This is a genomic window from Oceanobacillus sp. Castelsardo (assembly GCF_001659985.1).
Lineage (GTDB): Bacteria > Bacillota > Bacilli > Bacillales > Amphibacillaceae > Oceanobacillus.
Genome location: NZ_LYCS01000001.1, coordinates 648,208 through 661,128, shown reverse-complemented (window position 1 = coordinate 661,128; position 12,921 = coordinate 648,208). Strand labels below are relative to the sequence as shown.

Genomic DNA, 12,921 nt, shown 5'->3' with positions numbered 1-12,921 from the left:
CACTTTGAGAAATCGAGTTAAACCAAGAAATCCAGGTAGGGACAACAGCCAGTAGCGCCCTGATAAGTTCAACTAACATTCGGTGGGGATGGAAGAACACCCCACTGAATGAGTATCACTTTATATATGAAGAAGGGTGGAAGAAATAAAAATGAGTGCAAATCATGCTCGTAATTGGCAACAATTTAACCCGCAGCAAACTCCTAAAAAAGAACAAAAAGCCCATGTGAAAGTTCATAAAAAGAGTTGGATTACAAAGGGAGAAAAAGTTATTTATTCGATTGTTTTCCTATGTTTTATCGTCTCTGGTATTTTTATGGTTTCTTTTTCATCCTCTACTGATTCGTTAAACCGAGAGTTAATAGCGTTAGAACAAACAGTGAAGAATCAACAAGTAACAAATGAGGGATTAGTATTTGAGAAAAAAGAACTTAGTCGTCCAGAAAGAATTCTACAAATCGCTAAAGAAAAAGGATTAAAAATCCAAGATGCAGACGTGAAACAAGCCCAAGCTTTAAACAACTAAGGGGATTTTTATGAGGAAGAATAAAACGACACACTTCATGACCGGCATATTAATTATTTTCTTTTCGACTATATTTATTATCCTGGCTGGAAGATTTATGTATATTCAGGCAACAGGTGAAATTGATGGTGTGTCATTAAAAGAGTTTGCTGAACAAAAACGCACTTCTTCTTATACGTTAAAAGCAGAAAGAGGAAAAATATTTGATAAAAATGGAATGACACTTGCTTATGACATGCCAGTCTATCGAATGTATGCAATTGTTCGTGAGGAGTACTCCGAGAACTCTGACGATCCTAAACATGTTGTAGACCCTAAGAAAACAGCAGAAATTCTGGCGCCAATTTTAGATGTTGATGAAAGCACCATACTTAAACCAATTAAGAGCGGAATAGAAAATGATAGATTCCAAGTAGAATTTGGTAAAGTCGGTAATGAAGTATCACAGCACGTAAAAGAACAAATTGAAGAGTTAGACTTACCTGGAATAAATTTCGCGGAACATTCGAGACGTTATTATCCCAATGGTACATTTGCTTCCCATATTATAGGTTTCGCTAGAGAAGAAGAAATTGAAAAAGATGGACAATTTATCAATGAAATAAAAGGGATTGCTGGAATGGAGCATGAAATGAATGATTTATTGGAGGGGAAAGATGGATACATTTCCTATCAGCGTGATAAATATAATAAAAAGTTACTAAATCCCAATGAAATCATTAAGCAACCTGAAAATGGTGATAATGTTTACCTTACTATCGATCAAAAAATACAAACATTAGTAGAAGATGTATTAACGCAAGTAGAAGAAGAGTATAACCCAGAGCGAATCACTGCAATAGTAATGAATCCAAAAACGGGTGAAGTACTAGCAATGGGGAATAGGCCAAGCTACAATCCAAACAATCCTGCTAATGTTAAGAACTGGTACAACGATGCAGTTTCAACACCGTTTGAACCAGGATCTACTATGAAAATATTTACCTGGGCTTCTGCCATTGAGGAAGGCGTTTATAATGGAGACGAAGGATTTGCTTCCGGTAGTTATCAAGTAAATGAAAAAATCACACCTATTCATGATCATAATAAAGGAAAAGGGTGGGGTACCATTTCTTTTGATGAAGGATTTGCTCGTTCGTCTAACGTTGCTGCATCTAAATTGGTATGGGAGAAGTTAGGAACGGAGAAGTTTTTGGAGTATTTACATGCATTTGATTTTGATAAGAAGACAGATATTGATTTACCAGGTGAAGTAGCTGGACAAATTCTATACAATTGGCCACTTGAAAAAATTACAACTTCATTTGGACAAGGTTCCACTTTAACTCCAATACAACAAGTTAAAGCTGCAACAGCAATTGCTAATGGTGGGAAAATGCTTCAACCATATGTCGTTGATAGAATAGTAGATTCAACAACAGGACAAATTCTAGAACAGAAGGAGCCAACTGTTGTCGGTCAGCCGATATCAGAAGAAACAGCAACAAAAGTACTGTCTTTAATGGACTCCGTAGTAAACAGTGAACATGGTACAGGAGAAAAATATAAATTGGATGACTATTCAACGGGTGGGAAATCAGGAACTGCTGAAATCCCTAATCCTAATGGTGGTTACTTAACGGGAAGAAACAACTATATTTTCTCTTTTTTAGGTATGGCTCCAATTGATGATCCGCAATTAGTAATGTATGTATCTGTGAAACAACCAGAATTAGAACCTCACGAAGTTGGTTCTGATCCTTTATCATTCATTTACCGAAATGTCATGCAGAATAGTTTGCATTATTTAAATATCAATCCTGATAAAGAAAAGGAAGACTCCTTAATTAAAACGGAAATTCCAAAAATAATAGACAAAAGTACTGAAGATGTAAAACAAAAATTAGTTGATAGTGGATTGAACGTGACAGTAGTTGGTGATGGGGATAAAATTATTTCTGCTAACGTACATGAAGGTGATATGGTTATTACCCAAGAAAGAATAATTCTTGTTACGAATCAACTTAAAATGCCAGATATTGCAAATTGGTCCAAACGTGATGTTTTACAACTGGCAGATTTACTCGAACTTAAAGTTGAAACCTTTGGCAATGGTTATGTAACATCGCAGAGTATTGAAAAGAATGCTGAAATAAGTAAAGGTGAATACTTAGCGGTAGAATTGAGTCCACCAGGTCAAGATGAAAATGAAGAAAACAATAAAGAAAATGAAAATACAGATACAGAAGAACAAGCCGAATGATGTTAATGCCATTTTAGTGCGTGTTCAAAAAGGAGGATAAAAAGGACTTCTACGTTGCTCACAGGACGTGGGCAATCTTAGTAGAAGTTCCGCAATCGCCAACGAAGAAATGCGAAATGTCATTTTTACCGGACTTTTTGAACATCCTCTTTTAATATGTACAGTGTTCTATTTAGTTTCTTAAAAACATATAGTTGATACAAGCCTACCTATGAAAAGGGGATTTAGAAAAATGAAGCGTGTATCCACTGTAACAGTTAGAAAACGAATAGTCACTGTATTTCTTTTTGCTGTTTTCATTTTAACTATTATTGTCATCCGTTTAGGGTATGTTCAATTTTTCTTAGGTGATGAATTAGTTGGACAAGCTACGGATTTATGGACGAGGGACATTGTTTTTGAACCGGAAAGAGGATTAATTCTTGATAGTGAAGGAGAAGTGTTGGCTGAAAATGTTACTGCACCTTCTGTTGTAGTAGTTCCTAGACAAATTGAAGATGCAGACTCAACCGCCGGGAAAATAGCAAGCATTTTAAATATGGACAAAGGTACTGTATATGATTCCATAACAAAAAATGCATCAAGTGTAAATTTACGCCCAGAAGGTATTAAAATATCAGCCGAGCAAGAAAAAGCAATTCGTAACCTTAACCTGAGTGGTGTATATCTATCAAAGGATTCAAAAAGACACTATCCATTAGGGGACGATTTATCACATGTTTTAGGGTTTGCGGGAATAGACAATCAGGGGCTTATGGGATTAGAGCTTTATTATGATGATAAGCTTAGTGGTGAAAAAGGTAGCCTTTCTTTTTACTCAGATGCTAAAGGGAGGAGATTAGAAACGTTAGCTGATATATATAGTCCTCCAGCAGACGGGTTGCACTTGAAGACAACTATTAATTCAAAGGTGCAAACAATTATAGAACGAGAACTAGATCTCGTAGAAACGAAATATAGTCCAGATTCCGCCATTGCCATAGCGGTTAACCCAAAAACAGGGGGAGTCCTGGGCATGTCTTCAAGACCTAACTTTCATCCTGAAAATTATAAAGAAGTAGATCAATCGATATTTAACAGAAACCTACCTGTTTGGTCTACTTATGAACCGGGTTCCACTTTTAAAATTATTACATTAGCAGCGGCATTAGAAGAAGAGTTAGTTGATTTAAATAAGGATGAATTCAATGATAGTGGTTCTGTAGAAGTCGGAGGGGCTACTATTCATTGCTGGAAAAGTGGTGGACACGGACATCAAACCTATTTAGAGGTTGTACAAAATTCTTGTAACCCAGGTTTTGTAAATTTAGGTCAAAAATTAGGAACAGAACGATTGTTTTCTTACATTAAAGATTTTGGTTTCGGCCAGAAGACCGGAATCGACTTGCAAGGGGAAGCATCAGGTATTTTATTTAAGCCAGAGAATGTTGGACCTGTAGAGTTAGCAACTACCTCTTTTGGTCAAGGTGTTTCAGTCACACCTATACAGCAAGTAATGGCTGTTGCGGCAGCTGTAAATGGTGGTTATTTATATGAACCATATATAGCAGATGAATGGCTTGATCCTCAAACTGGAAAAGTTGTAGAAAAAATGGAGCCAACTTTAAAAGAACAGGTTATCTCTAAGTCTACTTCAGAAGAAGTGCGTCGGGCTTTAGAAAATGTTGTTGCTAAAGGTTCAGGTAGGCCGGCATACGTAGAAGGGTACCGGGTTGGAGGTAAGACTGGGACGGCCCAGAAGGTAGGTCCAAATGGTGGCTATTTAGAGAATAATTATATTGTATCCTTTGTTGGATTTGCTCCAGCTGACGATCCGGAAATATTAGTTTATGTAGCAGTAGATAATCCAAAAAATACGATTCAATTTGGTGGTGTAGTTGCAGCGCCGATAGTTGGAACTATTATCGGAGACAGTTTACGAGCTATGGAGATTGAACCACGTACTGGTGGATTAGACAAAGAATACCAGTGGCCTGAGGAACCAGCTGTCGAAGTTCCAAACTTAATAGGGCATTCGAAGGGCGACTTAATGGAAATGATGACCAATTTATCAATAGAGACGAGTGGTTCTGGAGATGTAATTATAGATCAAGCGCCAAAAGCGGGAACAAAATTAGAACCAGGTTCAACGGTTCGGATTTTTTTAAGTGATGAAGAAAAAAATCGTGAAGAGGAATAATATTTGATATAATAAAGTTCAACTAACAATCAGTGTGGGGGGCGATGCACAGGACGTTGCGGTTTTATTCGGCCTTTTTATCCCCCACTGATTGTTAGTTAAACGAATCGGTTTTTTACTGGCTGTTGATCCCTGACTTAAAATTCCTATTATTTTGCGATGTGGAAATGGGGGATCTTACAGCTAGTTAATGCGGGATAAATTAATATGCTTTCCCATTGATTTTGTATTTATTCTTTTTAAATGTAATAAATGGTGATAAAATATTTTTTTTAGAGGGTGTTAACACCCTCTAAAAAAATGGATGAAGTAACGTACATATATTTGGGATGTTATTATCTCTATGTAGGATAATAAAAGAAAAAAGGATGTTACGATAATGTATTTAAAAGATTTGCTAACGAATATACCGTTTTATCAAACAGAAACGAATATTAGTAATATTGAAATAACAGAAATAGAAATGGATTCTAGAAAAGTAAGGGATGGGAATTTATTTGTATGTATTTCCGGATTTACTGTGGATGGACATGAATATGTTAAAGAAGCAGTTAATAATGGTGCGGTTGCAATTATTGCCGAAAAAGAAGTGACAACTAGTGTACCGGTTATTATAGTTAATGATTCTGCAAGGGCTTTGTCCATGCTTGCCGTTAGGTTTTATAATTATCCAACAACTGAACTTTCCCTTATCGGTGTGACAGGAACGAATGGTAAAACAACTGTAACGTATTTACTAGAAAAAATATTTAATCAAGATAAGAAGAAAACAGGCTTAATCGGAACCATTCAAATGAAAATCGGTGAAAATACTTTTCCAACACAAAATACAACTCCAAACGCCCTTGAACTTCAACGTTTCTTCAAGAAAATGGTCGATGAAGATGTGAATCAAGCGATTATGGAGGTATCTTCCCATGCCCTTGATTTAGGAAGAGTATATGGTTGTGATTATGATGTTGCCATATTTACAAATTTATCTCAAGACCATCTTGACTACCATAAAGATATGGATGATTATTTACGTGCGAAAAGTCTCTTGTTTAGTCAACTAGGAAATAACTTTAATCAAGAAAAACAAAAATTTGCGATTATTAATGAGGATGACTCTTCAGCTGATTTATTAAAAAGAAGTACTGCGCAACATATTTTAACGTACAGTTGTCGTCAAGATGCTGATATAGTTGCTAAGGAAATTCAGTTAGATGCTTCAGGTACAACATTTTTATTAGAAACTCCGGTTGGTGAAGTCGTAATTAAGAGTAAATTAATTGGCATGTTTAATGTTTATAATATGTTAGCGGCCACTGGGGCAGCGATAGCTAAAAATGTTTCTTTAGAAGTTATAAAAGAAGCTTTAGAAAGTATAAATGGAGTCGATGGCCGTTTTGAAGTAGTAGATGCTGGACAAAATTTTACGGTTATTGTTGATTATGCACATACACCAGATTCATTAGAAAACGTGTTACAAACTGTAAAAGAATTTGCAAAAAATGATATATATGTTGTCGTGGGTTGTGGTGGGGACCGTGACCGAACGAAGCGCCCTTTAATGGCTAAAGTCGCCATGGAATACTCAGACTTTGCAATTTTTACATCTGATAATCCTCGGACGGAAGATCCTGTTTCTATTTTAAACGATATGACGGAAGGTTTAATCGGTGAAAATGGATATGAAGTCATCTTGGATAGAAAAGAAGCAATTCATAAAGTGGTTCAGTATGCGAAGGACGATGATATTATATTAATTGCTGGAAAAGGTCATGAAACCTATCAACAAATTGGTCATACTAAGTATGATTTTGATGACAGGGTTATAGCTAAAAGCGCAATAATTGCTAAGGGGTAATGTATATGTTGTTTACGTTAAAAGATTTGTCCAAATGGTTTCCTAAAAATCAGGGTAGTATAAATAAAGAAATAGGTATTAAAGAAATAACGACAGATAGTAGAAAAGAAACAAAAAACTCTTTGTTTATTCCAATTGTCGGGGAAAACTTTGATGGTCATCAATTTGTTGAACAGGCGGTTAAAAACGGAGCGGTTGCTTTATTTTGGAATAAAGATCAGAAGCTACCATCAACCCTGCCTAAGGATCTTCCGGTATTTTTAGTGGAGGATACTTTACATTCCCTACAGAAACTAGCGGTTTTTTATCGAAATCAAATTAATCCAATTGTTATTGGTATTACGGGTTCAAATGGTAAAACGACCACAAAAGATCTTGTGACAGCTGTAGTGAAATCTAACTATATTACCCATTCTACAAAAGGAAATTTTAATAATCATATTGGTCTTCCGTTAACTATTCTTTCCATGAATAGGGATACGGAAGTATTAATATTAGAAATGGGAATGAGTAATTTTGGCGAAATAGATTTATTATCTAAAATAGCTAGACCTAATTTTGCCATAATAACGAATATAGGAGAGTCTCATATTGAATTCCTTGGTTCTAGGGAAGGAATTGCAAATGCAAAGATGGAAATTATTAACGGTTTAGAGAAAGATGGCACCATCATTATTGATGGTGATGAGGAACTCTTAGAATCGTTACACCAAAAGTCAAAAGTTATTAAATGTGGTTTTAAAGAAAGTAATGATTTTATAATTGAAGATGCTAAAGTTACTTTAAAAGATACCATTTTTACATTATCGGATGGAGCTACTTACCACATTCCGTTATTAGGAAAGCATCATGCGAAAAATGCATGTTTTGCTATTGCGTTAGCAGACTGTCTAGAAATTGATATAAAAGAAAGACGACGAGCATTGCAGTCTGTACAACACACATCCATGCGTTTTGAATTATTAAAAGGAAAAAACGAAGTATCCATTATCAACGATGCTTATAATGCATCACCAACTTCCATGAAAGCTGCTATTGAAGTTGTGAAGGAAATGGATGGGTTTATGGACAAAGTTTTAATTCTTGGAGATGTTCTTGAACTAGGACAACTTTCCGAATCGTTACACGAGACAATTGCAGAAGTGATTGAAGCTCCAATATCTGTATTATTTACTTTTGGTTCTATGTCAAAGGTGATTTCTAATAAAGTGAAAGAAGACAAAGGTAATAAAATCAAAACCGCCCATTTTGACTCAAAAGAAAAATTATTAGAAGCATTACAACCATTTTTGAATAATCAATCATTAGTATTATTTAAAGCTTCTAGAGGATTAAAATTTGAAACCTTTGTAAATGAGTTAGTCAATTAATCTTTATCTTGTTTTAAAAAGTTAAGGTAATAATCTATTTTTAGTTTGGACGGTCCATGTAAGAGGAGGAAACACAATGGATTTAACAGTGATAATTATAACAATAGCAATAGCATTTCTAATCACCGTCCTTTTATCTCCCATTTTCATCCCATTATTAAGAAGGTTGAAATTTGGCCAAAGTATACGAGAAGAAGGACCTAAATCTCACATGATAAAGACGGGTACGCCAACAATGGGGGGTACAATGATTGTACTTAGCATTGTCATCACGTCTATTATTATGGCTTACAAAGTGCTCGGAAATCATGTTGGTTATGAGTTCTGGCTATTAATTTTTGTATTATTTGGCTACGGAGTATTGGGTTTTTTAGATGATTTCATAAAAGTAGCGATGAAGCGTAATTTAGGTTTAACTTCTAAACAAAAAATGTTAGGACAAATTGTTATTGCACTTGTATTTTTCTTTATACTAAAAGGACAAGGATTTTCTACAATCATTCAAATTCCTGGTACAGACATACAGTGGGATTTTGGTTGGTTTTATGCCATTTTTATTATAATTATTTTAGTTGGAGCTTCTAATGCGGTAAACTTAACAGATGGATTAGATGGTTTATTAGCGGGTACTGCAGCAATAGCATTTGGAGCTTATGCAATACTTACATTATTCATAGGTGGATTTATAGAAGTTTCCATTTTTTCATTAGCAGTTGTAGGAGCACTTTTAGGATTTCTAGTCTTTAATGCCCATCCAGCAAAAGTATTTATGGGTGATACCGGCTCACTCGCGTTGGGCGGAGCTATTGGGGCAGTTGCTATATTAACAAAAACAGAAATTTTGCTTGTTATTATTGGTGGAATTTTCGTATTAGAAACTTTATCCGTTATTATTCAAGTTATTTCATTTAAAACAACTGGTAAAAGAGTATTTAAGATGAGTCCGTTACACCATCATTATGAACTGTTAGGCTGGTCAGAATGGAGAGTTGTAACAACTTTTTGGTTAGTTGGACTTATTTTTGCTGTGCTTGGCGTATATATTGAGGTGGGCTTAAATTGAAAAAAATATTGGATTTTCCTTATTCAACTATTTTAGTCTTAGGACTAGCTAAAAGTGGAACGGCAGTTGCTAAATTGTTATTAAAGCAAAATAAACATGTTCGTATTAATGATATGAAAACAGAAGAAAATGATTCTATACTAAAGGAATTAAAAAGCCTTGGTGCAGACGTAGTAGTAGGTTCACATCCATTATCAGTTTTGGATGAAATAGAGATTGTTGTAAAAAATCCAGGAATTCCTTATGAAAATCCAATTATTGTTGAAGCAAGGGAAAGAAATATTCCCGTAATCACTGAGGTAGAAATTGCGTATAGACTCGCGGGAGATTCGATTATTGGGATCACAGGTTCCAATGGTAAAACGACAACAACAACTTTAATCACTAAAATGTTGGAAGAAAGCGAAAGACCAGTTAAGGTAGCTGGAAATATTGGAGTTGTTGCATGTGAAGTCGCTGAACAACTTAAGAGTAATGAAACATTAGTATTAGAATTATCATCATTTCAATTACAAGGCATTGAAAAATTCAAACCTAATATTGCAGTTTTATTGAATATATTTGAAGCACATATAGATTATCACAAAACATTTGACAATTATAAACAAGCGAAATTCAATATTTTTAAAAATCATACAAAGGATGATTTCTTAGTATATAATGCTGATGATGAAATTATTACTTTAGAAGCAAAAAACGCTAAGTCTACACTTGTTCCTTTTTCTATAAAAAATAAAATGGAGAATGGGGCATGGCTAGATGATGAATATGTTTATTTTAAAAATGAAAAAGTAATTTCACGAAAAGATATAGTTTTAGTTGGTAATCACAACCTTGAAAATATCTTAGCGGCAGTCGCAGCAGCGAAACTTAAAGGTGCCACTAATCAAGGGATCAGTAAGGTTTTAACTACATTTCAAGGTGTTCGTCATCGATTACAATTTGTAGAAAATGTTCATGGTCGTTTATTTTATAATGATTCCAAAGCAACTAACATATTAGCTACTCAAAAAGCTTTATCCTCATTTGATAATCCTGTTATTTTACTAGCTGGCGGGTTGGACAGGGGAAATGGGTTTGCTGATTTAGCTGCCTATTTACAAAATGTAAAAGCTATGGTTGTATTTGGTCAAACGAAAGATAAATTACGAAGACTAGCCGAAGAAAATGGAATTTCAACTATTACAGTGGAAGATGTAAATGAAGCAGTTATTAAGGCTTATGAAATTTCTAATGAAAAAGATGTTATATTACTATCACCAGCTTGTGCAAGTTGGGATCAGTATCGAACGTTTGAAGAAAGAGGAGACATGTTTATACAAGCCGTGCATAAACTAGTTTAGAGGGGCTTGTATGAATGTTTCTATTTAGTAATAGAGTGTGTTCAAAAAAAGAGGGTAAATACCAGAATTTTTGAAGAAGCTCTAATATGAAGAAAATGCCCCTGTCTATATTCTAGTCAAAGGGGTGTTTTTTTGTTTAAAAAACGTCTAAACGATCAAAGTAAACCTGATTACATTTTATTATGGATAATTATAGCGCTGTTAATGGTCGGTGTAGTAATGGTTTATAGTTCGTCTCATGTATGGTCAGAGTATAAGTTTGGTGATGAATTTTTTTACTTGAAACGTCAGTTATTATTTGCTGGTGTAGGGGTTTTTGCTATGTTTTTCTTTATGTTTATACCTTATGGCACTTGGAAAAATTATTCAAAAATCCTATTAATAGTCTGTTTTACTTTATTAATACTTGTATTAATTCCAGGAATAGGATTAATTCGTGGAGGGGCGCAAAGTTGGATAGGAGTTGGGGCCTTTAGTATACAGCCATCTGAGTTTATGAAACTAGGATTAATTATATTTTTGGCTAATATGCTTGCTACAAAACAAAAGTATATTACATCTTTTAAAAATGGTTTCTTACCATCATTGTTATTAGTTTTTACAGCGTTCGGTTTAATAATGCTTCAACCAGATTTAGGTACAGGAATGGTATTGGTTCTAACCTGCATTATAATGATTTTTGTAGCTGGTGCTAGACTATCTCATTTTTTTGGACTAGCTGCTTTAGGGTTATTAGGATTGGTTGGATTAATTGCTTCAGCTCCTTATAGAATTGATCGAATAACAGCATTTTTAAATCCTTGGGAAGATCCATTAGGTGACGGATTCCAAATTATTCAATCTCTCTATGCTATTGGACCTGGTGGTTTAATGGGACTTGGGCTGGGGAATAGTTTACAAAAATATTTCTATTTACCGGAACCACAAAATGACTTTATTTTTGCGATTGTAGGGGAAGAATTAGGGTTTATCGGCGGCACTTTTGTCATTCTTTTATTTCTACTTCTTTTATGGAGAGGAATTAAAGTTTCAATAGAAGCTCCAGATCTTTTTGGAAGATTATTGGCTCTTGGTATTGTATCGATGTTAGCTGTACAAGCAATGATTAACATAAGTGTAGTAATTGGATTAATACCTGTTACAGGTATTACATTACCATTCCTTAGTTACGGAGGCTCTTCATTAACTTTAACACTTTGTTCAGTTGGAATTTTATTAAACATCAGTATTTATTCCAAAATTTAGAGCAAATGGAAAAAATGGAAAATATTACCCATTAGATTTGTGAAAAAACTTGCTAATCTGATGCTAGGACACTATATGTTTATCCATATTTTATGATATAATTCATGTAACTGAATAAAAGCGGCATAATTGATGCCGTTTTATTCTTTTAATTTCTGAAAAAGGAAGAAATGGGGATGAGTAATAAAAATATTGTTTCAATTGAGGATCGTATTCCTAAATTAAAACAAGCTCGTAAGAAAAAAGCTAATCGACGTTTGATTTTTTATCTATCAATCTTTTTCTTCTTGATTTCAATTATTGTTTATTTGCAATCACCATTAAGTCATGTTAAAACAGTAAATGTTCAAGGGAATGTGCATACTACGGATGAGGAAATAATAAATTTATCTGAAATTACTACTAAAACGAATATTTGGATGGTTAATTTTGATGCTATAGAAAAGGCTATAAAAACAAATCCTATCGTTAAGGAAGTAGAAGTTAACCGTAATCTTCCTTGGACTGTTTCAATTGAATTAACAGAACATAATGTTGTAGGTTATGTAAAAGAAGAAAGGAAATACTATCCAATTTTAGCTAATGGGGTATCATTGAAACAAAGAGGACAAGATACATATAATGGTAACTCACCAATGTTAATTGGCTTTACAGAGGATGAGTATTTACGACGGATGGCTGAGGAGTTAAATAATTTACCCAAAAATATAACAAATCTCATCTCTGAAATTCATTGGAAACCAACTGACAATAATAAAAATAAAATTCATCTTTTTATGACAGATGGATACATAGTTGATGGAACGATTCGGAATTTTTCTGAGAAAATGGAAGTTTATCCTTCAATAGTTTCTCAATTAGAACCAGGTGTTGATGGGATTATCCATATTGGTGTGGGGGTATATTTTGAATCTTTTAATGATGACTCTGAAGAAACGGAATAATTGAGAGATTCTATATTGTAACCCAAGGTAATGTTGAAAATTTAATTAAGAGAAAAATCTTTCAATCTATTAAAAATATATGCTTTTATTGTATATAGGAATCTTTTTTCTAATAAATTAAAGGAATATAGCCTTTTTTGTGGAAATAATACCTATATAT

9 protein-coding genes are annotated in these 12,921 nt (G+C 34.1%); all 9 read left to right on the top strand.

All coding sequences use genetic code 11. The features are described from left to right. The first annotated feature begins 151 nt into the window (after nt 1–151). The 9 genes from ftsL to A9178_RS03290 all read left to right on the top strand — a co-directional run bounded on the left by ftsL (nt 152) and on the right by A9178_RS03290 (nt 12,761). The gene (gene ftsL, locus A9178_RS03330; RefSeq protein ID WP_068672481.1) at nt 152–526 is read left to right on the top strand and encodes a cell division protein FtsL; all 375 of its coding nucleotides are present in this window, start codon (nt 152–154) and stop codon (nt 524–526) included. A gap of 10 nt (nt 527–536) precedes the next feature. Then, entirely contained in the window at nt 537–2,768 is a 2,232-nt protein-coding gene (locus A9178_RS03325; protein ID WP_068672480.1) for a penicillin-binding protein, read from the top strand. A gap of 232 nt (nt 2,769–3,000) precedes the next feature. Beyond that, the gene (locus A9178_RS03320) at nt 3,001–4,947 is read left to right on the top strand and encodes a stage V sporulation protein D (protein WP_068672479.1); all 1,947 of its coding nucleotides are present in this window, start codon (nt 3,001–3,003) and stop codon (nt 4,945–4,947) included. A 379-nt stretch (nt 4,948–5,326) separates the two neighbouring features. Then, a complete protein-coding gene (locus tag A9178_RS03315) occupies nt 5,327–6,796 on the top strand; it encodes a UDP-N-acetylmuramoyl-L-alanyl-D-glutamate--2,6-diaminopimelate ligase (protein WP_068672478.1) in 1,470 nt (489 codons plus the stop codon). Between the two features lie 5 nt (nt 6,797–6,801). Next, nucleotides 6,802–8,166, top strand: a complete 1,365-nt coding sequence (locus A9178_RS03310; RefSeq protein WP_068672477.1) for a UDP-N-acetylmuramoyl-tripeptide--D-alanyl-D-alanine ligase — start codon at nt 6,802–6,804, stop codon at nt 8,164–8,166. A 76-nt stretch (nt 8,167–8,242) separates the two neighbouring features. Beyond that, nucleotides 8,243–9,229, top strand: coding sequence for a phospho-N-acetylmuramoyl-pentapeptide-transferase (gene mraY / locus A9178_RS03305; RefSeq protein ID WP_068672476.1), 987 nt, complete (start codon nt 8,243–8,245; stop codon nt 9,227–9,229). Further along, nucleotides 9,226–10,572, top strand: a complete 1,347-nt coding sequence (gene murD / locus A9178_RS03300; protein ID WP_068672475.1) for a UDP-N-acetylmuramoyl-L-alanine--D-glutamate ligase — start codon at nt 9,226–9,228, stop codon at nt 10,570–10,572. Before mraY ends, murD begins: the two co-directional genes overlap by 4 nt. Nucleotides 10,573–10,704: 132 nt before the next feature. Beyond that, nucleotides 10,705–11,817 carry a stage V sporulation protein E gene (gene spoVE / locus A9178_RS03295; RefSeq protein ID WP_082918068.1) on the top strand — a complete coding sequence of 371 codons (1,113 nt, stop codon included), beginning with the start codon at nt 10,705–10,707 and terminating at the stop codon, nt 11,815–11,817. Between the two features lie 176 nt (nt 11,818–11,993). Continuing rightward, a complete protein-coding gene (locus tag A9178_RS03290; RefSeq protein ID WP_068672474.1) occupies nt 11,994–12,761 on the top strand; it encodes a cell division protein FtsQ/DivIB in 768 nt (255 codons plus the stop codon). Nucleotides 12,762–12,921 lie beyond the last annotated feature (160 nt).

Bases quoted from the DNA above. Each gene is read 5' to 3' on its own strand.
- ftsL (WP_068672481.1), top strand. From the start codon at position 152: ATGAGTGCAAATCATGCTCGTAATTGGCAACAATTTAACCCGCAGCAA.
- A9178_RS03325 (WP_068672480.1), top strand. From the start codon at position 537: ATGAGGAAGAATAAAACGACACACTTCATGACCGGCATATTAATTATT.
- A9178_RS03320 (WP_068672479.1), top strand. From the start codon at position 3,001: ATGAAGCGTGTATCCACTGTAACAGTTAGAAAACGAATAGTCACTGTA.
- A9178_RS03315 (WP_068672478.1), top strand. From the start codon at position 5,327: ATGTATTTAAAAGATTTGCTAACGAATATACCGTTTTATCAAACAGAA.
- A9178_RS03310 (WP_068672477.1), top strand. From the start codon at position 6,802: ATGTTGTTTACGTTAAAAGATTTGTCCAAATGGTTTCCTAAAAATCAG.
- mraY (WP_068672476.1), top strand. From the start codon at position 8,243: ATGGATTTAACAGTGATAATTATAACAATAGCAATAGCATTTCTAATC.
- A9178_RS03290 (WP_068672474.1), top strand. From the start codon at position 11,994: ATGAGTAATAAAAATATTGTTTCAATTGAGGATCGTATTCCTAAATTA.